General features: G+C 73.0%; 14 protein-coding genes. 6 read left to right on the top strand and 8 right to left on the bottom strand.

The features are described from left to right. Positions 1-466: 466 nt before the first annotated feature. On the top strand, positions 467-916 hold the full coding sequence (locus ACIRS4_RS12855; protein ID WP_403815141.1) for a PTS glucose transporter subunit IIA: 450 nt from the start codon (positions 467-469) through the stop codon (positions 914-916). A gap of 105 nt (positions 917-1,021) precedes the next feature. Further along, positions 1,022-2,692, top strand: a complete 1,671-nt coding sequence (ptsP, locus tag ACIRS4_RS12850) for a phosphoenolpyruvate--protein phosphotransferase (RefSeq protein WP_404194003.1) — start codon at positions 1,022-1,024, stop codon at positions 2,690-2,692. A gap of 85 nt (positions 2,693-2,777) precedes the next feature. Here ptsP and ACIRS4_RS12845 read toward each other — a convergent pair whose 3' ends face one another. Both ACIRS4_RS12845 and ACIRS4_RS12840 read right to left on the bottom strand, forming a co-directional pair. After that, positions 2,778-3,689, bottom strand: coding sequence for a hypothetical protein (locus ACIRS4_RS12845; protein ID WP_404194000.1), 912 nt, complete (start codon positions 3,687-3,689; stop codon positions 2,778-2,780). A gap of 86 nt (positions 3,690-3,775) precedes the next feature. Next, complete coding sequence (locus ACIRS4_RS12840; RefSeq protein ID WP_404193997.1) at positions 3,776-5,743, bottom strand: acetoacetate--CoA ligase; 1,968 nt, start codon at positions 5,741-5,743, stop codon at positions 3,776-3,778. Positions 5,744-5,957: 214 nt separating this feature from the next. On the opposite strand from ACIRS4_RS12840, the gene ACIRS4_RS12835 reads away from it, so the two are divergent. Beyond that, positions 5,958-8,342 (top strand): glycoside hydrolase family 31 protein, encoded by a 2,385-nt coding sequence (locus tag ACIRS4_RS12835; protein WP_404193995.1) that lies wholly within the window; start codon positions 5,958-5,960, stop codon positions 8,340-8,342. A 20-nt stretch (positions 8,343-8,362) separates the two neighbouring features. On the opposite strand, the gene ACIRS4_RS12830 is transcribed toward ACIRS4_RS12835, so the two are convergent. Then, positions 8,363-8,899 (bottom strand): NUDIX domain-containing protein, encoded by a 537-nt coding sequence (locus ACIRS4_RS12830; RefSeq protein WP_404193992.1) that lies wholly within the window; start codon positions 8,897-8,899, stop codon positions 8,363-8,365. 182 nt (positions 8,900-9,081) lie between these two features. Here ACIRS4_RS12830 and ACIRS4_RS12825 point away from each other — a divergent pair, with 182 nt between their 5' ends. Both ACIRS4_RS12825 and ACIRS4_RS12820 read left to right on the top strand, forming a co-directional pair. Continuing rightward, positions 9,082-9,507, top strand: coding sequence for a Zn-ribbon domain-containing OB-fold protein (locus ACIRS4_RS12825; RefSeq protein WP_404194049.1), 426 nt, complete (start codon positions 9,082-9,084; stop codon positions 9,505-9,507). Then, positions 9,504-10,694: a lipid-transfer protein gene (locus ACIRS4_RS12820; protein WP_404193990.1), complete on the top strand. Its 1,191-nt coding sequence runs from the start codon at positions 9,504-9,506 to the stop codon at positions 10,692-10,694. The genes ACIRS4_RS12825 and ACIRS4_RS12820 overlap by 4 nt, the downstream gene beginning before the upstream one ends. A 48-nt stretch (positions 10,695-10,742) precedes the next feature. On the opposite strand, the gene ACIRS4_RS12815 is transcribed toward ACIRS4_RS12820, so the two are convergent. Genes ACIRS4_RS12815 through ACIRS4_RS12800 form a run of 4 tightly spaced genes read right to left on the bottom strand, consistent with a single transcriptional unit; the run spans position 10,743 to position 15,011 of the window. Further along, complete coding sequence (locus ACIRS4_RS12815; RefSeq protein ID WP_404193987.1) at positions 10,743-11,351, bottom strand: GTP-binding protein; 609 nt, start codon at positions 11,349-11,351, stop codon at positions 10,743-10,745. 25 nt (positions 11,352-11,376) lie between these two features. Next, on the bottom strand, positions 11,377-11,772 hold the full coding sequence (locus tag ACIRS4_RS12810; RefSeq protein ID WP_404193984.1) for a DUF742 domain-containing protein: 396 nt from the start codon (positions 11,770-11,772) through the stop codon (positions 11,377-11,379). Between the two features lie 9 nt (positions 11,773-11,781). After that, a complete protein-coding gene (locus ACIRS4_RS12805; RefSeq protein WP_358795302.1) occupies positions 11,782-12,213 on the bottom strand; it encodes a roadblock/LC7 domain-containing protein in 432 nt (143 codons plus the stop codon). Next, positions 12,210-15,011, bottom strand: coding sequence for a nitrate- and nitrite sensing domain-containing protein (locus ACIRS4_RS12800; RefSeq protein ID WP_404193981.1), 2,802 nt, complete (start codon positions 15,009-15,011; stop codon positions 12,210-12,212). The genes ACIRS4_RS12805 and ACIRS4_RS12800 overlap by 4 nt, the downstream gene beginning before the upstream one ends. Before the next feature lie 416 nt (positions 15,012-15,427). Between ACIRS4_RS12800 and ACIRS4_RS12795 the strand changes: the two genes are divergently transcribed. Further along, complete coding sequence (locus ACIRS4_RS12795) at positions 15,428-15,958, top strand: hypothetical protein (protein WP_404194046.1); 531 nt, start codon at positions 15,428-15,430, stop codon at positions 15,956-15,958. Positions 15,959-15,969: 11 nt separating this feature from the next. Here the strand turns inward: ACIRS4_RS12795 and ACIRS4_RS12790 are convergent, their stop codons facing one another. Beyond that, positions 15,970-20,589, bottom strand: coding sequence for a hypothetical protein (locus tag ACIRS4_RS12790; RefSeq protein WP_404193978.1), 4,620 nt, complete (start codon positions 20,587-20,589; stop codon positions 15,970-15,972). Between the last annotated feature and the right edge of the window lie 6 nt (positions 20,590-20,595).

Below are 20,595 nucleotides of genomic sequence, written 5' to 3'. Positions count from 1 at the left end.
ACGGCTATCACTGCCGCAGACGGGGTATCAACATATCTGGCGTTGATTTTTGGCACGCTGTTGAGTTCTCAAGGAACGGACGCTTCCTTTGTACTCACCCGAGAGACTCTCTCAGGCTTTCCTCCGGGCGCTTCCCTTCGGTCTTGCGTTTCCGACTCTATCAGGGTTTTTCCGGCCCCCTGACCACTCTCCCGCAGGCATGCAGAAGATGATCCGAAGTAAGGATCCACTGACAAGTTGGATGCCGCCCGGTCAAGCGCGCTCGTCGGCGTCACTCACCCCCAGGCAGGTCTACGACTGTACAGCGGGCGGCGGAGCCGGGGCAAATCCCGTAAGCTAGTGGTCTAGACCACCGTCGTACTGTCATGCGGAACCGGTAGTTCATGTGACATACCCTGCTGGACAGTGCGCCGTCCGGGTCTGGCAATGACGGCCCCTGTACATCTCCACCCCTGGGAGGCTTCCCATGACCACCGTGACGTCCCCTCTGGCAGGACGCGCCATCGGACTGGCGTCGGTGCCGGATCCGGTCTTCTCCGGGGCCATGGTCGGCCCGGGGACGGCGATCGACCCGGTGCGCGAGCCTTCCGAGGCCGTCGCCCCCGTGGACGGCGTCATCGTCTCCCTTCACCCGCACGCCTTCGTCGTGGTCGACGCCGACGGGCACGGTGTGCTCACCCACCTCGGCATCGACACCGTGCAGCTCAACGGCGAGGGCTTCGAACTCCTTGTGAACAAGGGGGACACCGTGACCCGGGGGCAGGGCATCGTGCGCTGGAACCCGGCCGCGGTCGAGGAGGCCGGCAAGTCGGCGGTGTGCCCGGTCGTGGCGCTGGAAGCCACGGCGGGCTCGCTGGCCGAGCTCCGTGAGGACGGCGACGTGAAGACCGGTGACGTCCTCTTCTCCTGGCGCTGACGCCGGCTCCCGGCACTGACGCCGAAGCCGTCCCCACGACGGCGCCGGCCACGTAGGACAACCATCGCGGCGGCGGGACCCGCCGCACTATCGGAGACGGGTGAGATGGAGACAACGCTGCGAGGCGTCGGCGTGAGCCACGGTGTGGCCATCGGCGAGGTACGGCACATGGGAACGGCGGTGCTGGAACCGCCTGCCAAGCAGATCCCCGCGGAGGACGCGGAGCGCGAGCAGGGGCGTGCCCGCAAGGCCGTGGAGGCGGTGGCCGCCGATCTCATCGCGCGCGGCAATCTGGCCGGCGGCGAGGCACAGGCCGTGCTCGAGGCGCAGGCGATGATGGCTCAGGACCCCGAGCTGATGGCGGACGTGGACCGGCGCGTCGCCGTCGGCAGCACTGCCGAGCGTGCCGTCTACGACGCGTTCGCCGCCTATCGGGAGCTGCTCGCCGGCGCCGGCGAGTACCTCGCCGGGCGGGTGGCCGACCTCGATGACGTGCGGAACCGCATCGTCGCCCGGCTGCTGGGCGTACCGATGCCGGGCGTTCCGGACAGCGACGAGCCGTACGTCCTGGTCGCCCGGGACCTGGCGCCGGCGGACACCGCTCTGCTGGACCCGACGCTGGTGCTCGGCTTCGTCACCGAGGAGGGCGGGCCGACCAGCCACAGCGCCATCCTGGCCCGCGCCCTCGGGGTGCCGGCCGTGGTGGCGCTGCCCGGGGCCGGTGAGCTGGTCGAGGGGACGATGATCGCCGTCGACGGCAGCACGGGTGAGATCTTCGTGAACCCGAGCGCCGAGAAGAAGGCGCGGCTGGAGGCCTCGGCGGCGGAGCGCAAGGCCGCGCTCGCGGCGTCGACGGGTCCGGGCGCGACGGCTGACGGTCACAAGGTGCCGCTGCTGGCGAACGTCGGTGGGCCGGCGGACGTGCCGGCCGCCGTCGAGGCGGGTGCGGAGGGTGTGGGTCTGTTCCGCACCGAGTTCCTGTTCCTGGACGACAGCAAGAACGCGCCGTCCGAGGAGAAGCAGGTCGAGGCCTATCGGCAGGTGCTGGAGGCGTTCCCTGAGGGCCGCGTCGTCGTGCGTGTGCTGGACGCGGGTGCGGACAAACCGCTGGAGTTCCTGACTCCTTCGGACGAGCCGAACCCGGCGCTGGGCGTGCGGGGTCTGCGGACGCTGCTGGACCACCCGGAGGTGCTGCGGACGCAGCTGACGGCGCTGGCGAAGGCCGCCGAGGGGCTGCCCGTCTACCTCGAGGTCATGGCACCGATGGTGGCGGACCGTGCTGACGCCAAGGCGTTCGCGGACGCGTGCCGTGAGGCGGGGCTGCGGGCGAAGTTCGGCGCGATGGTGGAGATTCCGTCGGCCGCGCTGCGGGCGCGTTCGATTCTGCAGGAGGTCGAGTTCCTGTCGCTGGGGACGAACGACCTGGCGCAGTACACGTTCGCCGCGGACCGGCAGGTGGGTGCGGTCTCCCGGCTCCAGGATCCGTGGCAGCCCGCGCTGCTCGACCTGGTGGCGCTGTCCGCTGAGGCGGCCAGGGCCGAGGGCAAGAGCTGTGGTGTCTGCGGTGAGGCCGCGTCGGATCCGCTGCTGGCCTGTGTGCTGACCGGTCTGGGTGTCACCTCCCTGTCCATGGGTGCGGCGTCGATTCCGTATGTGCGGGCGACGCTGGCGAAGTACACGGTGGCGCAGTGCGAGCGGGCCGCGGCGGCGGCCCGGACGGCGGACAGTGCCGAGGAGGCGCGCGCCGCCGCTCAGGCCGTGCTGTCCGGCGAGTAACGGGCAGGGCCGTCGGCGCGGCCGGCGCCGCGTCTGTCGGTGAGGAGGGGCGCTCCGCCTTCGGGGGGAGCGCCCCTGCTGTGTCTCAATGGCGGTGGTCCGGCGTCGGTCCCTGCCGTCCGGTGTCTTCGTGGTCCCCGAGGTCGGGCGGTGCGCAGTAGTCGACGCCCGGCTCGGGTGCGATGAGGTCGCCGGACTCGGCGTCGGTGCAGTAGGCGTCGAAGACCTCGCCGGCGGTCAGGGGTTGGAGTCCGTTGTCGCGCATGCGCCAGCCGTAGACGCGGTCGGGGCTGTCTGGGGCGGTGGTGCGCATGACGAGGCCGCCGGGGCTGTGGGTGGCGAGGCCGACGGCGAGGACGGTGGTGAATTCGAGGGCTTCTGCGTCGTCGAGGGGGGTGGGGCCCTGTGCCGTCCGGTCGGCGTGGAGTGCGGCGACGAGGGTTTCGGGTGTTCCGGTGACGCTGCAGACGAGGTGCCGGTCGCCCGGCGGCGCGGTGTCGAGGATGCGGGCGAGCAGGTCGGAGGCGCGGTGGAAGGCGGTCCGGCCGAGGTCCTCGCCGCAGGTGGCGCAGGTTCCGAGGCGGGCCAGGAGGGTTGCCGCGTACTCCCAGGTCGCCTGGCGGACGGCTTCGTCGACGAGGGCGGGGACGAGGTCGGCGAGAGGCTGGCCCTCGTAGGGAAGGGTGGGCCCGGTGGTGGCGAGTTCTGCGGTGAAGAGGCCGCGGTGGGCCGGGACGTCGGGGTCCAGGCCCTGGATCGCGCAGAACTCGGCGTACTCCTGGGGGTCGAAGAGGGCGACGGTCGTGTGGATGCCTTGGAGGGCGCGGGTTTTGAGGAGGGACTCCACCTCTCGTAGGTAGGTGACGTGGTCGTCGAAGGTGAAGCTGCGGTAGTGCCGCATGGCGTGGAAGTCGTGGTCGTCGGTGAGCAGGCCGATGGTGCCGGCGATCTCGCGGCGCAGGACGCGTCGCATGGTCTGGCGGTCGGTGTGTGCCATGGTTCCCCCTGTTGCGCACAGTCGATCAATGCTCACTCACAGTAATCGACGGCACTGACAACGGGTCCTGCGCGGGGGTGCGGGCGTCAGGCTCGCTTGCGGGCGAGGTCCTCGTAGAAGTGCAGCAGGTCGAGGTTGTCGATGGAACCGGGGTTGACCGCCTTGTCGAGCGGGGTGCCTTGGAGGAGACGCTTGACCGGGACCTCGATGCGCTTTCCGGTGAGGGTGTGCGGGATTCCGGGGACCTCGATGACCTCGTCGGGGATGTGGCGTGGGGAGAGCTGTTCGCGGATGGTCCGCTTGACGCGGTCCAGGAGCGCCTCGTCGAGGACGGCGCCGGGGGCGAGGTGGACGAACAGGGGCATCCAGTAGCCGCCGTCGGGTTGTTCGATTCCGATGACCAGGGATTCCTTGATCTCGGGAAGTCGTTCGACGGCTTCGTAGATGTCGGCGGAGCCCATGCGGACGCCCTGGCGGTTGAGGGTGGAGTCGGAGCGGCCGTGGATGACGACGGAGCCGTGTGAGGTGACGGTGATCCAGTCGCCGTGGCGCCATACGCCGGGGTAGGTGTCGAAGTAGCTGTCGTGGTAGCGGCTGCCGTCGGGGTCGTTCCAGAAGCGGACGGGCATGGACGGCATGGGGTTGGTGACGACGAGTTCGCCGACCTCGTCGACGACGGGTCGGCCGACGGGGTCCCAGGACTGGAGGTCGGTGCCGAGGCCGGGGGCCTGGAGTTCGCCGGTGTGGACGGGGAGGGTGGGGACGGCTCCGGCGAAGCAGGAGCACACGTCCGTGCCACCGCTGACGGAAGCGATCCAGAGGTCGGTCCTGACCTCGTCGTGGAGCCAGCGGAAGCCGTCGGGCGGGAGGGGGGAGCCCGTGGTGGCGACGCAGCGGACGGTGGAGAGGTCGAAGTCGCGGGCGGGGTGGACGCCGGCTTTTCGGCAGGCCATGACGTAGGCGGCCGAGGTGCCGTAGAGGGTGGCCCGTGTGCGTTCGGCGATGCGCCACTGGGCGGCGGTGTCGGGGTGGCCGGGGCTGCCGTCGTAGAGGACGACGGTGGTGCCGGTCAGGAGGCCGGAGACGAGGAAGTTCCACATCATCCAGCCGGTGGAGGTGTACCAGAAGAAGCGGTCCTCGGGACCGAGGTCGCAGTGCAGGCCGAGCTGCTTGAGGTGTTCGACGAGGATGCCGCCCTGGGACTGGACGATGGCCTTGGGCAGGCCGGTGGTGCCGGAGGAGTAGAGCACCCACAGGGGGTGGTCGAAGGGCACCTGTTCGAAGAGGGGTTCGGTGTCCCCGGCGGTCAGGGCCGACCACTCCAGGGCTCCTTCGGGCGCGTCGGTGCCGAGGAGGGGGATGTGGACGACGGCTCGCAGGGTGGGCAGTTCGCGGCGGAGTTCGGCGACGGTGTCGCGGCGGTCGTGCTCCTTGCCGCCGTAGCGGTAGCCGTCGACGGTGAACAGGACGACGGGTTCGACCTGCTGGAAGCGGTCGAGGACGCTGCGGGCGCCGAAGTCGGGGGCGCAAGAGGTCCAGACTCCGCCGACGGCGGCTGTGGCGAGGAGGGCGACGACGGCTTGCGGGATGTTGGGCAGGTAGCCGCTGATCCGGTCCCCGGGGCGGACGCCGAGGGCGCGCAGTTCGGCGGCGAGGGAGCCGACCTGGCGGCTCAGCTCGGACCAGGTCACGGGGCGGGGTTCATGCGTCTCGTCGACATGCAGGAGGGCGGGTTCGTCCGCACGGGTGGCGCCGGCGCGCAGGGCGTGCTCGGCGTAGTTGAGGGTCGCTCCGGGGAACCACCGGGCGCCGGGCATGGTGCGGTCGCCGAGCACGCGCGTGTAGGGGGTGGAGAACCGTACGTCGAACCATTGGGTGACTGCTTCCCAGAAGGTCTCCAGCTCGTCCACGGACCAGCGGTGCAGGGCCGGGTAGCCGCCTTCGGAGGGGGCTCCGTGGTGCTCGGCGGCCCAGGTCTGGAATCGGGTGACCTGTGCTTCGGCGATGCGCTGCGGATCGGGCCGCCACAGCGGCTCGGGGTTCACTGTCGGCATGGGGCGGCTCCCGGGACTGTGCGCGTCGTGTGCGTCGACCGCGCACGGGCTGGGGTGTGCGCGTGACGCGGCTGACACGGACGATGCCATGTGATCGACTTCTGCACCAGGGTGTGCCCCACACAGTCCCGGTCGTGAACATGTGCTCTGAACACGGGTGAACGGCAGTTGAACGCGGCTCGTGCGTGGGGCGGTCAGTGACAGGGTGAGCAGCATGAACGGTCGTGACCTGGTGCGTTCGATGAAGGCGGTCGGTTCCGTGGGGGCGGCCCACGGGATGGCCGCCGTGCGGGCGGCGTGGCGCAGGCGGCGCGCCGACGCCGGCGGGTTGCCGACGCGGGGCGCCGAGCGGGCGAGGGTGCCCGGGCAGGTGGTGGAGGCGGTGCCGGGGCCGGGCGGTGGGACGATCCGGTTCAGCCGCTCCGAGCTGCGGATCCATGTGGCGGTGAACGGGGCGGTGTTCTGGGGCTGGGACGGGGCCGGCCCCGAGCCGTCGTACGCGCTGGCCGGGGGGTGTCCGCAGGCCGATCCCCGGGCGGAGCTGGAGCCGGACAAGGACGGCGGCTGGCGGGTCGTGGCCGAACGGGTGACGGTCGTGGTGTCGCGGCACGGGGCGGTGGAGGTGTGCACGCCGGGCGGGGTGACGTTGCGGCGTGATCTGCCGCCGCGTTGGTGGGAGCCGGTGGGCGGGGGGCCTGGGCGGTGGATGCAGCGGTCGGAGGTGGCGGCGGACGCGCGGTTCTTCGGGCTGGGCGGCCGAGCGTCCGGGCCGCGTCTGCGTGAGGGGACGTACCGGCTGTGGAACACCGATCCGGGCCACGCTTTCGATCAGGGGGAGGATCCGCTGCACGTCACGATGCCGGTGCAGTTGGTGGTGGCGGACGCGGCGTGCCATCTGGCCTTCCACGACTCGTCGTGGGACGGCACGGTGGTGCTGCGGGAGGGCGCGGAGGGGGCCGGATCGGGGCATGACCGGCCCGGGGTGTGCGAGCTGCGGATGGACGGCGGGCCGTTGCGCTGCTGGGTGATGGTGGGCACTCCCGCGCGCGTGCTGCTCGCCTGGGCTTCGCTCACGGGGGCGCCGGCGGTGCCGCCCGCCTGGGCGTTCGGCCACCATCACGCGACGCGGGGCTCCGGCGGCGAGCAGGAGGTGCGGCGGGTGGTGGCGGGGCATGTGGAGCATCGGCTGCCGCTCGAGGCGGTCCACCTGGGCGTGGGCCACCTCGACGGGCGGCGGGTGTTCACGGTCGACGAGGAGCGTTTCCCCAAGCTGCCGGTGCTCGCGGAGGAACTGCGCCGGGACGGGATCCGTCTGGTGTCGGTGGTCGGTCCTGCGGTGAAGGCGGCGGCGGGCGATGCCGTCCATGACGAGGGCGCGGCGGCGGACGCGTTCGTGCGGGACGCCTCGGGGCGGGTCGTCGAGGGGCTGGGGTGGCCGGGTGAGGCGGTGTTCCCGGACTTCACGCACGCGCGTGTGCGGCGGTGGTGGGGCGGGCTGTACGCGGAGCGGCTGGCGCGGGGGTTCGCCGGGTTCTGGCACGACATGAACGAGCCGACGTCGTTCACCGCGTTCGGGGAGGCGACGCTGCCGCGGTCGGCTCGGCATGCGCTGGAGGGGCGGGGCGGCGATCACCGGGAGGCGCACAACGTCTATGGCCTGTGCATGGCCCGGGCGGGCTACGAGGGGCTGCGGGAGCTGCTGCCCGAGGAGCGGCCGTTGGTCGTCTCACGGTCGGGCTGGGTGGGCCTGCAGCGCTACGGGGGCGTCTGGTGCGGGGGCGTCGCCACCGGCTGGGCGGGGTTGCGGGCGTCCCTGTCGTCGGTCATGGGGCTCGGGCTGTGCGGGGTGCCGTACGCGGGGCCGGACGTGGGCGGTGTCGACGGGGCGGCGTCGCCCGAGCTGTATCTGCGGTGGTTGCAGTTGGGCGCGTATCTGCCGCTGTTGCGTACCCGTGCGGGCGGGCGGCCGCCGGCCGGCGGGGAGGCGTGGGAGTTCGGCGCGGAGGTGCTGGAGCATGCGCGTGCTGTGCTCGCGGAGCGGCGCCGGCTGCTGCCGTACTTCGTGACGCTGGCGCATCTGGCGCGGCGTACGGGGGCGCCCTATGTGCGTCCGCTGTGGTGGGGGGCGCCCGAGGACCGGGCGCTGCGGGACTGCGAGGACGCGTTCTTGCTGGGCGATTCCCTGCTGGTGGCGCCGGTGCTCGACCCGGGTGTGCAGCGGCGGGCGGTGCGGCTGCCGCGGGGGCGCTGGTACGACACGGCGACCGGGGCGGCGTACACGGGGCCGGGGCGGGTGGTGGTGGACGCTCCTGTGGGGCGTGTGCCGGTGTTCGCGCGCGCGGGGGCCGTCATACCGGTGCGTGGGGAGGACGGGGGGATGGAGCTGGAGGTGTGGGCGCCGGCCCGGGGGCGGACGGGCGGCGGTCTGGTGGTGCGGGATGCGGGCGACGGCTGGGAGGCGCCCGAGATCGAGCGGTACGTCGCCCGCTGGGAGGGCGGTCGGGGGGTCGTGGTGGAGCGGGAGGGCCGGGCAGGCGTGGACGGCGTGTGCGAGCCGTCCCACCCGGTACGCGTGCGTGGCCTGGCCGGACCGACCTGACGCGCTCCACTGCCTCGGTGCTAGATGTAGCGGCCCTCGAAGAAGGCCCGGGCCGCCAGGGTGTGCAGGGGGAAGGCCAGTTCCTCCGGCCCGCGCAGGAGGTGCCAGCCTTCTGTCTCGTCGGTGGCGGCCGAGGCGGGGAGGCGGTCCGCGGGTCGTTCCGGCAGCAGGCCGAAGAGCAGGAGGTGGCCGTCGGGCGAGCTCATGGCGTCGGCGAGGCGTACGTCGCGGCTCGCGGCTTCGATGCCGGTCTCCTCCCTGAGTTCCCGGACGACGGCGTGCTTCCAGTCCTCGCGGTCGTCGATGTAGCCGCCGGGCAGGGCGATGCCTCCGTCGGCGGGGGCGATGGTTCGGGTGACGACGACCAGGGCGGTGCCCTTGGTGTCGTACACGGGCTGGAGCGCGACGGCGACCGGGAGGGGGTTGCGGTAGGCCACGCGGGCGCAGGCCGGGCAGGTGCGGGGCCAGCCGGTGACGCCTTCCCCGTAGGGCGCTCCACAGCTCGAACAGTGGGAGTCACGCGGGGAGTTGGAACTGGAGTGCTGAGTTTCGGACACGCGGCGGACTGTATCCGATCGAGGGACGCCGTCGCGCGCGGGTGACGTCTGCGGCGGTCCCGGCGCACCGGCGGACAGGGCCGCGGGCGGGGCTGTCCGTTCCGGGTCGACCGTGGCACACTTCTGACGTCCCGTCAGATCGCTTGTCTCCGGGAGGTGTTGTGGCTCGTAGGCGCAGACCTGTGGTCGCCGGGTGGTTCACCGGGGAGGGCGAGGACTTCGCGCTCCTGGGAACGCGGTGCTCGGCGTGCGGCTCGGTGTTCTTCCCGCGTGAGGACGCGTTCTGCCGCAATCCCGGCTGCTCGGGCGGGGAGCTGAGCGAGGTTCCGCTGTCGCGGAGGGGGCGCGTCTGGTCGTACACGGACAGCCGCTACCGGCCTCCGTCACCCTATGTGAGCGATCCGGAACTCCCATGGGAGCCGTACGCGTTGATCGCTGTGGAGCTGGAGTCCGAGCGGATGGTGGTGCTGGGACAGGCGGCTCCCGGGGTCACCGTCGCCGAGCTGACGGTGGGCATGGAGGTGGAGGTCGTCCCCGGCGTGCTCGGGGAGGACGGCGACACGACCTGGACGACCTGGCAGTGGCGGCCCACGGGGGTGAGGCGATGACCGCGGACGTGGCGGTGCTCGGAGTGGGCATGCACCCCTGGGGCAAATGGGGCCGCGGCTTCGTCGAGTACGGGGTGGCGGCGGCCCGGGCGGCGCTCGCCGACGCCGGCCTGGACTGGCGGGACGTCGACGCCGTCGTCGGCGCGGACACGGTGCGTGGCGGCTATCCGGGGTATGTGGCGGGCGCGACCTTCGCCAGGGCGCTGGGCTGGCAGGGAGCCCGGGTCACCAGCGTGTACGCGGCGTGCGCGTCGGGGGCGCAGGCGATCGACGCGGCGCGTACGCGGATCCTCGCGGGACTGGCGGACACGGTGCTCGTGGTGGGGGCCGACGCCGCGCCCAAGGGGTTCTTCCGTCCGGCCGGAGGAGACCGGCCGGACGATCCCGACTGGTTGCGGTTCCGTGTGCTCGGCGCGACCAATCCGGCGTACTTCGGGCTGTACGCGCGCCGGCGGATGGCGGTGCACGGGGACACGCCCGATGACTTCGCCCAGGTCAAGGTGAAGAACGCCGCCATGGGGGCGCTGAATCCGAACGCGCGCTACCGCAAGCGGGTCACCGCTCAGGAGGTCGCAGCCTCGGCGGTGGTGGCCGATCCGCTGCGACTGCTGGACATCTGCGCGACCTCGGACGGCGGTGCGGCCCTGGTGCTGTCCGGCCTGGAGTTCGCCCGGCGGCACGGCTCGGCGGATCCGGTGCGGATACGGGCCGTGTCCACCGTGACGCCCCGCTACCCGAGCACGGTGCTCGACCTGCCGGACATCGCGACCGACTCCTCGGCGGCGGTGTACCCGGCCGGCGCCTCGTTCAGGGCGTCGATCGCCGCGGCCGCCTACGAGGAGGCGGGCCTCGGACCCGAGGACCTGTCGCTGGCCGAGGTCTACGACCTGTCGACGGCCCTGGAGCTCCAGTGGTACGAGGACCTCGCGCTGTGCGGTGAGGGCGAGGGGGCCAAACTGCTGCGGGAGGGCGTGACGGCGCCCGGCGGGCGCATACCGGTGAACCCGAGCGGGGGGCTCGCCTCCTTCGGGGAGGCCGTGCCGGCGCAGGCCATCGCCCAGGTCTGCGAGCTGACCTGGCAGTTGCGGGGACAGGCGGGCGCTCGCCAGATCGACGGCGCGCGCGTGGGGATCACGGCGAACCAGGGGCTGTTCGGGCACGGGTCGGCGGTGGTCGCCGTACGGTGAGCGGCACCGCCTCGAGGGTCGGGCGCCGGCCACGCGGACGCCGCCCGGCTACGCCGTGGTGACGGGGCTGCGGCGCTCGGCGCCGTACTCCATGGCGTGCTGGACGACGCCCACCAGGATGTCCTTGGCCGATTCGCGTTCGCGGGCGTCGCAGAGCAGCACGGGCACGTCGTCCTCGAGGTCGAGGGCGCGGCGTACGTCCTCGACGGAGTGGCGGACGGCGCCCTCGAAGCAGTTGACGCCGACGATGAAGGGGATGTCCCGGCGCTCGAAGTAGTCGACGGCGGCGAAGCAGTCCTCCAGGCGGCGGGTGTCGGCGAGCACGACGGCGCCGAGCGCACCCTCGGACAGCTCGTCCCACATGAACCAGAACCGCTCCTGCCCGGGGGTGCCGAACAGGTAGAGCACGAGGTCCTCGCGCAGGGTGATGCGGCCGAAGTCCATGGCCACGGTGGTGGTGTGCTTGCGTTCGACGCCGGTGGTGTCGTCGACCGGACGGCCGGCCTCGGTGAGGGACTCCTCCGTCCGCAGCGGTCTGATCTCGCTGACCGAGCCGACCAGCGTGGTCTTGCCCACGCCGAAGCCGCCGGCGACAAGGATCTTGAGCGTGACGGGCTCGACCGGGGGCCTGCCGCGCTCGGAGCGCCCGAGGATCATCGATTGCTTCTCCTGCTCGAGGGGGTCACAGTGCCCTGAGGCCGTTGATCACGTCGCGGAGGATGCCCTCGTCCGGTAGTTCGGCCGGGGGCACGGGGCGGTTCACATGGACGAGCTCCGCGTGCACCAGGTCTCCGACGAGGACGCGGACCACGCCGATGGGCAGATCGAGTCCGGCGGACAGCTCGGCCACGGACTGCGGCGCCTCCTGGCACAGTTCCACGATGTGCACATGCTCCGGGGACAGTGAGGGGTCGTCCTCCGCCTCGTCGGCGTGCGGCTCGGCGACGACGACCGCGATCAGGTCGAGGCGGTGCTGGACCGCGCTGGTGGTGCGCCCGCGCGTCATGGCGTACGGGCGGACGACCGGCCCGGCCTCGTCGTCGAACCAGCGGCTGCTTCCCTGACCGTCTGTGCTCATGCCGTCCCACTACCCGCCCGAGGGCAGATCGGTGCGCGGAGCGGTCGCCAGATGTGCGCCGACCCGCTTCACCAGGAGCGTCATCTCGTACGCCACCAGGCCGACGTCGGAGTCGGCGTCCGCGAGGACGGCGAGGCAGCTGCCGTCGCCGGCGGCGGTGACGAACAGGAACGCCTCGTCGAGTTCGACGACGGTCTGGCGGACGCTGCCGGCGTCGAAGTGACGGCCGACGCCCTTGGCGAGGCTGTGGAAGCCGGAGGCGACGGCGGCCAGGTGTTCGCCGTCCTCCCGCGTCAGGTCCTTGGACACGCCGGTCGCGAGGCCGTCGCCGGAGAGCACGACGGCCTTGCGGATGCTGCCGACGCGGTCGACGAGTTCGTCGAGGAGCCAGTTCAGTTCGCCGTTGCCGGTGGTGTGGCCGGTCGCCTTCGGTGCGGTCATCGACCGTCCCCCTTTGTCGTTCCTCGTGGTGCTGTGCCGCTGTGGGCCTCGTCGCCCGCGGCGTTCTCTGCGCGGCCACGCTGCCAGCCCCGCTGGAGCGAGGCCATACGGCTGCGTACCTCGTCGGCGTCCCGGTCCGCCGGGTCCGTCGTGCGGTCGGCGGTGCGGGGCGCCGGGCCCTGCCGCAGCTGCGGGGCCAGGCTGGCCTGCCGTACGCGTCGCGGCAGGGCTCCCTGGAGGCCGTCCGCGCCGGCTGCCGGGCCGTCGGCGCCACCGGTGGGCGTCTCGGTCTGCTGCCGGTCCCGCCGGGGAAGGGCGGGGGGCTGGGACGGCTCGTCGGCGGTCCGGCCGGGGTGGTCGGCCGGGCCGGTGCTCCGGGGGATCTGGGGGGAGGCGCCTCGGCGGCGCGAGGGCAGGGGGGCCGGGGCGTCGTCCTGCGGTCGTGCGCCCGGCCGGGGCGGGAACTCCTCGACGTCCGCGCGCCGGGAGCGCTGGCCGGTGACGGGGCGGCCGTGGGAACTGACCAGTTTGGGCGTGCGGCGGCTCGGCAGGGGCAGCGGGGCGACGGCGGGGTCACCGGCGTCGGCCGGCTGGGTGCCGCCGCCGCTGCGCTGGTCGGAGACGTCGGGGGCCGGTCCGTCCTCCGCTCGGGGCAGGGAGCGGCGGGGGCCGAACAGGGCGCTGTGCGCCGCGTCGTTGCCGTCCAGGCGGATCGGGAAGCCGTCGAGGGCGTCCAGGTCGACGGGCGCTTCCAGTTCGACGGGGCCGTCCATCAGCGCGGCGGGCACGCCCGGCAGTTGGACCGGGGTCCGCGAGAGCGCGACCCGGCGGGCGTCCGCGGGTTCGGCCTCCTTGGCGGGGCGGGGGCGGTCGAGGCGGAAGCCGATGCCGTTGGTGTCGGGGACGTCGTCGGTGAGCAGCGCGTCGGGGATGAAGATGACGGCGGTGGTGCCGCCGTACGGGGAGGGCTGGAGGGAGACGCGGACGTTCTGCCGCTGGGCGAGCCGGCTGACGACGAACAGGCCGAGCCGGTCGGTGTCGGAGAGTTCGAACTCGGGGGTCTCGGCGAGCCGGAGGTTGGCCTCCAGGAGCGCTTCGGGCGCCATGCCGAGGCCCCGGTCGTGGATCTCCAGGGTGAATCCGTTGGCCACCCGGTCGCCCAGGACCTGCACGGCGGTGTGCGGCGGGGAGAACACGGTGGCGTTCTCCAGCAGTTCGGCCACGAGGTGGGTGAGGTCGGCGACGGCCGGGCCGGTCACGGCGACGCGCGGCAGCCGGCGGACCTCGATGCGTTCGTAGTCCTCCACCTCGGCGACTGAGGCGCGCACGATGTCCATCAGCTGGATGGGCTTGCGCCACTGCCGCGAGGGTGCGGCACCGGAGAGGATCACCAGACCCTCGGCGTGCCGGCGCATCCGGGTGGTGAGGTGGTCGAGGCGGAAGAGGTCGGCGAGTTCCTCGGTGTCCTCGGTGCGGCGCTCCATGGTGTCGAGCAGGGTGAGCTGCTTGTGCAGCAGAACCTGGCTGCGGCGGGCCAGGTTGACGAACACCTCGGAGACGCCGGCGCGCAGTTCCGCCTGTTTGACGGCGGCCTCGACGGCGGCGCGCTGGAGGGTGTTGAGGGCCTGGCCGACCTCGCCGATCTCGTTCTTGTCGTATTCGAGGCGCGGGACCTCGGTCTCGACGTCGACCTGTTCGCCCGCGGAGAGGCGGCGCATCACGCTGGGCAGGCGCACGCCGGACGCGTCGTGCGCGTCCAGCCGCAGCTGGCGCAGGTCGCGGATGTGGCCGCGGCCGATGCGCACCGACAGGTAGAGGGAGAGGAGCAGCGCGATCAGTCCGAAGACGCCGGCGACGACGGCCTTGACGATGACCTGGGTCGCCACGGGGCGGACGCGGTCCTGGTAGCGGTCGCCCGCCTGCTCGTCGAGGGTGCCGAGTTCGTCGAGGACGTTTGCGGCGGCGGTGTCCCAGCTCCTGGCGGTGACGCCGCGCGGCATCTCGCCGGGCGTGGCGGAGACGACGGCCTGCTCGGCGGAGCGCAGGGGCGCGGTGGTGGCGTTCTTCCAGAAGCTGTCGTAGCGGGCGCGTTCCGCGGCGGGCAGCTGGGCGAGGCTGATGTCGTAGACGATGTCGCGCTTAGCCTCCAGGTCGGAGACGTCTCGGATCTCCTGGCGGCTGAGCCGGCCGACGACCAGCGCGGAGCCCAGCAGGGCGTCCTCGCGGGAGAGCAGTTCGCGGGCGCGGGCGACGCTGATGAGGGCCCGGTACTGCTTGTCCATCTCCACGCTGTCGACCACGTCGAGCTTGGCCAGCAGGACGTAGCAGGGGTCGATCAGCCGGTTGTAGAGGTCCAGGGCCTGGGCGCGGGTGAGGCTGCCCTCCTCGACGCTGCGGCGCAGGGACTCCATGCCGTCGAAGGCGTCGAGCACCGCGGTCAGGCCGTCGCCGTCGTCCTGGTCGAGGACGTCGCGCACCTCGTCGTCGTCGGCGTTGGAGCGGATCTCGGCGAGGGCGCGGTCGGTGGCGTTGCGGGTGCGCCGGAGTGCCGAGAGCGCGTCGGAGGCGCGGGGGTCGGCGAGGTAGACGAGGGTCTGGCGGCGTTCCTGCTGGACGTAGCGGACCGTGTCCTCGATCGGGTAGCCGACCTTCTCCACGAGGTGCGACACGGTGAACAGGCGACTCGCCTCACGTCCCGTCAGCACCGTGGCGAAGCCCCAGATCGCCGTCAGGGAGAGCAGCGGCACGAGGAGCAGCGCCACGATCTTCCGGCGGATGGACTTCCCGCGAAAGCGCATGGCCTCCCCCAGCTCGGACCCCCCTCCGGTCAGGGGGTTCGCTCGTGCGTCAACAAACGGCGCGAGCCTACTACCGACACACAGTTAACTCGAAGACGTGTCCGGAACCTGAACGTCCGTATGGAAGTCGAGGCGTGATGGGTTGTCCTGGTATCGCGGGAGTTGGGCGCCGAGGGGGCCGGTATCAGGGTGAAGCGGGAACCAGCGGGCGGGGTGGGCGGGTTGGCCAGAATTTTTCCAAACCGGGGAATCTTCGCCGCGTGTTCTTCGTCTTGATGATCGGGGGCGAAATCGGCCACACGAGCCGCACGCCGTACCTGGGCGGCGTAAAAGAGCGCAAGCCGGGCAGCCAACTGGGGAGCCGGTCTTTTCGGGCCGGGGCAAGCTGTCTGCCGGCGGTGGGGAGTGACACGGTGATGGGCACGGCGGAGCGGCGCACGGCGAGCGAGGACACGGCGCGGTCCGGTGCTTTCGTGCGGGCGGGGAGCGGCAGCGGGAGATCGGGGGGCGGTGGTGTGACAGCCGAGAAGCGGGAGCGGCCCGTCCACCGGCCGTTGTGGGTCGAGGAACCGGCGCGTCGGCGTCGTCTTCCCGACCCGGTCCGTACGGCCGCCGTACGGGCGGTGATCATCATCGCTGTGACGCTGTTTCAGGCGATGGTGGCCTTCCTGTGCACCTTGGCCGGATCCTGGCTGGCCTTCCCCATGGTGATCAGCAGCGTGGTGAGCACGGTGGTGGCGACATGGGGCGCGCTGGACGTCTGGGTGACCCGTCAGGTGTGGAACCAGCGCTACGGCGTGGTGTCGGCGCCGAGCAGCACCGCGCGGGCGCTGCGCCAGGAGCGTCGCCGTGCGCGCCGGCAGGCTCGGGCCGCCGCGCGCACCGAGCGGGGTCAGGAGCGGATACGCCGGCGGGGCGGCAGGGCGGGACAGTTGTCCCACCCTTGAGCCGCACCTGATCAGGCGGTGGCGGCGGGCCGCTTGTACATCCGGGTCGCCGTGATCTCGCTGCGCACCGTCTCCCCCGCCTGCGGCTGCTGGGGCAGACCCGGGCGGAGGTGTTCCTCGACGCTGATGTACTTCAGTCCCGCCCTCAGGTCGGCGTCGTTGCGCAGCCTGATGACCAGCGGGAACTCCGCCAGCGCCGTCGTGTCGAACAGTCCGGTGGTGTAGAGCAGCTGGACGCCCAGGGCGTCGGAGACGGCTCGCTGGAGTTCCAGCAGATAGGTCGCGTTGGCGCGGCCGATGGGGTTGTCGAGGAACAGCGTGCCGGCGTGCCGGTGCTTGTCCCGGCCACGGTCGTTCGACCTGAGCGCGGCCATCGTGCAGTACAGAGCGATCGCGGCGGTGAGCAGCTGACCGCCGGAGAACACGTCGCCCATCTGCCCGACGGGCACCCGCTCGGCCCGCAGCACGGCGTCCGGCTTGAGGATCTCGACGGCGACGCCCTTCGGCTGGAGCGCGGCGGCCACCCCCCGCAGCAGCAGGGACATGCCGTCGCGCCGCAGGTCGGAGTTCTTCTTCACGGCCGCGCGGGTCGCCTCGTCGATGACCTCGCCGAGCCGCTCGACGAGGGTGGCCTGGTCGGGCTCGTCGAAGCGGATGCGCAGGAACTCCTGTCCGGACCACTCGCCGAGACCCTCGGGCAGCCGGGACAGCCGCTGGGCGGAGCGCAGTGTGGCGAGCGCCGACTCGACCAGACCCCGCAGACGGTCGACGATCGAGTCCCGATTGCGTTCCAGCTGCTCCAACTCGTCGGTGAGGACGCGCAGGCGGGGCGCGAAGGCGTCGGCCCACTTCTTGGCGTGCTCCGGCAGCGCGGCGGCCGGCAGTTCGCGGATCTGCTGCCGGGCGGGGGTGCGGACCTGCTCGTAGCGCGTGGAGTTGGCGTGCCGGACGAGGATGTCGCTCGCCTCCCGCACGGCGGACTCGGCGGCCGAGAGGTCGGCGGCGCAGCCGCGCAGGGAGCGGCGGGTCTCGGCGGCGGAGTGACGGGCCTCCTCCAGGGTGCCGGGGTAGGGCTCCGGCGTCTGCTGGTCGTCTTCGGGGGTGTGCTCGCGCAGCAGGTCGCGCAGCATCGCGGCGATCTCGTCGAAGCCGCCGGCCGCGTCCTCGGCGGCCCGGTGGGCCTCCAGCAGCTCGGCGTGCGCCGCGCGGGCCTGGTCCAGCGCCTCGACGCGGGAGGAGAGTTCGGCGGTCGCGGTGCGCAGCAGCGCCTGGGCGTGCTCGGCGTCGCGCGGCTGGAGCTCCTCGGACAGCTCGGTGTGGGCCTCGCCTTCCTCGGGGGCGAGCCGCTCGGCCTCGCCGCGCAGCCGTCCGAGCTGCTCGCTCGCGGTGGACATACGGGTCTCCAGGAGCTGCACCAGCTCCTCGGCGCGGGCGGCGGCGGCCTGCCGGGACGGCCCGTCGGAGCCGTCGGGCGACTGGAGCAGCTGCTCCGCACGGGTGCGGACCTTGTTGCTCAGCCGGTCCAGTTCGGCGCGTGCCGCGCTCTCGTCGCTCTCCGCGCGGGCCTGCTCGGCGCGCAGGTCGGCGCCGACGCCGACCTTCTCGTACAGCTGCGAGGCGGCCCGGTAGGCCTCACGCAGGGCGGGCAGGGACGACCTGGGCGTCGCGTCGGCGTCTTCCGGTACGTCGTCGGGGGCGCCGGCGATCTCGGAGCGCTCGGCGCGCAGCGCACGCGCGGTGCGGCGGGCGTCGTCGGCGGCGCGCTGGGCGGCGCGGCGGTCCTCGTCGGCGGCGCGGGCGCGCTCCAGGCACGTCTGGGCGCGTGCCTCGGACTCGGCGGCGTCGTCGGCGAGTTCACGCAGTTTGACCTGCCAGCCGGCGCGTTCGCGCAGCCGGAAGGCGAGTCCGGCGAGGGCGTCGGCGGCGCGCCGGGCCTTCTGCGCGGCTTCCTGGCGTTCGTCGCGGACCTGCGCCGCCTCGGCGGCGGCCTCCTCGCACTCCGCGCGCGCGGTCCGCGCCTCGGCCAGCTCGGCTTCGGACTCCTCGGCGAACGCGCGCGCCTCTTCCGCGGCCCGCGCCAGTTCGGTGAGCCGCCCTGCCGGGCATCCGGTGCGCCAGGAGGCGAGGCGTGCGGCCAGTTCGCGGTCCTTGCCGAGCCGGGCGGCGAGCCGACGGATCTCCTCGTCGCGCTCGGTGGCCCGGGCGCGCAGCGCCTGCCGTTCCTCGTCGGCGGCGTGCTCGTCGTGCATGGCCGGGTTCGGCGGCACGAGGAACACGTCCTGGCGGCCGGTGTCGGCGTCGGGCTCGGGGGTGGGGGCGAGAAGGGCGGCGGCGGTGCCGACCGCGACGGCGGAGCGGGGCAGCAGGGCGGCGTCGCCGAGCGCCTCACGCGCGCGGGCGTGCGAGGCGGGGTCGGTGATGATCACGCCGTCGACCAGTTCGGGCCGGGCGGCGAGCACACGCGCGTGGTCGGCGGGGTCGACGGCCTGGGCGAGGTAGCGCCAGCCGGGCAGGGCGGGGATGCCGTGCTCGCCGAGGAACTCCACGGTGGCCAGGACGTCGGGGCCGGGCGGCAGCAGTCCGCCGTCGCCGAGCGCGCCGAGGATGCGGGAGTCGTCGGCGGCGGCGGTGCGCAGCTCGAAGAGCTGGCGTTCGGCGGAGGAGACGGCGTCGTCGAGGAGTTCGCGCAGTTCGTCGGCGTAGCGGTCCAGGTCCTCCGGGGTGAGTCCGGTGCCGGCCTGCTCCTCTGCCGACCGCGGCTGCGGGATGGCGCGGCGCTCGGGGGTGCCGGTGACGCCCAGCAGTTCCGCGAGGCGTTCCTCGGCCGCGAGGGCCTCGGCGAGCCGGCGTTCGGCGTCGTGGGAGCGCTGGGCGGCGGTGGCGGCGTCGGCCGCGCGGGCCGCGGTCAGTTCGGCGCGGGACTCGGCGGAGGCGGCCTCGCGGGCGTGCTCGGAAGTCCTGCGGGCCTCCTCCCGGGCGGTGTCCCAGGCGGCGACCGTCGTCTTCTCCGCGTCGCTGGCGGCGAGGGCGGCGCGTGCGGGGTCGGCGTCGGGGGCGCTGTCGTCCAGCCAGCCGGCGCGCACGGCTTCGGCGGTCTCCTGCTCGACCTCGGTGAGGCGCTGGCGCAGGTGCCCGATCTCGCTGCGGGCGCGCTGGGCGTCGGTGGCGGCGGAGGTGGAGTCCCGGTAGGCGGTCTCGCCTGCTTCCTGGAGGGCGGCGGAGCGCTCCTCCTCCTCGTTGGCGAGGGTTTCGGCGCTCTCGGCGGCGGCGTGCAGGGCGCGGACCAGGTCGACGGCGGCGCGGGCGCGGGCGGCGAGGGCGGGGGCGGCGTCGCGTTCGGCTTCCTGGATCGCGGCGGACACCCGTGCGACGCGGTCGGCGGCGGCGCGGTGGCGCAGGACGGCCTCGGCGGCCTGCCAGGCGGAGTGCAGGGTGCGCGCGTCGGCGAGTTCGCGTTTCTGCGCCGCGGCGGACTTCTCGGCACCGGCCAGCGCCAAGGAGGCGTGCCGGTAGGCCAGTTCGGCGGCGATCAGGGCGCTGCGCTCGCGGGCGCCCTCGGAGTGCGTGACGGCGTAGGCGGCTGCGGTGACGCGCTGGGCGAGGTCGGCGGCGCGCGCCCGCTCCCGTACGCCCCGCGCGGACAGTCGCCGCGCCAGGGTGCGGGTGCGCCGCTCGGCGCCGCTGTGGACGTCACGCGCGCGTGTCCGCGCGTCGGCGGCCTCGACGATCCGCCCGAGGAGGTCCACCGACCCGGCGGTGAAGTCCCGTTCGGCGATCAGTTCGGCGCGCCGGCCGAGTTTGTTGCCGAAGCCGCTGACGAGGTCGGCGAGTCCGTCGGTGTCGCGGGTGTCGGTGACCGCCCGCAGCAGCAGGTCGGTGAAGTCGGAGTCCTTCTTGACCGCGAACAGGCCTGCGGCCTCGCCCTCGTCGGCGTTCATCTCACGCTGGTAGCGGAAGAGTTCGGGGTCGAGGCCGAGGTCGCCGAGGTGTTCGATCCACCGGTCGTGGATCTCCTCCCAGTGCACCTCCAGGTGCGGGTACGCCTTGCCGGCGTCGGTGAGGGCGTCCCGGAAGCCCTTCATCGTGCGCCGGCGTCCCTGCGCCCCCGACTGCCCCTCGACGGACGGCCGTACGGCGGTGGACTCGGCGACGGGCAGGCTGTCCAGGGTGAGTCCGGGGCCGGGCCGGAAGGAGTACCAGGCCTCGGCGAACTTGCGCGGGTCGTTGGACACCTGGCGGCCGCGCCACTCGCTCGCCTTGCCGACGACGACGCACTCGCCGGTCAGCACGTGCTGCCACTCCAGGGCGACGTGGCCGCAGTCGTCGGCGAGCAGGAACTTGCGCAGCACGCCGGAGCTGGCGCCGCCGAGGGTGTTGCGGTGGCCCGGGAGCATCACGGAGAAGATCAGCTTGAGCAGGACGGACTTGCCGCCGCCGTTCTCCAGGAAGAGCACTCCGGCGGGCGCGGGCCGGCGGGGCGGACCGACCGGCTCTTCCTCGAAGAACTCCGCCTGTGTCGGGGCGGGTTCGGGCACGACGTCGCCCACGCCCCTCAGGTCGAGCACGGTGTCGGCGTAGCGCGCACCTGCGGGCCCGATGGAGTAGAGGCGGACGCGGGACAGCTCGTACATGGCGGA

The organism is Streptomyces sp. NPDC101166 (assembly GCF_044768125.1).
Lineage (GTDB): Bacteria > Actinomycetota > Actinomycetes > Streptomycetales > Streptomycetaceae > Streptomyces.
The sequence above is the reverse complement of the archived record's forward strand: the minus strand, read 5'-3'. Positions and strand labels throughout refer to the sequence as shown.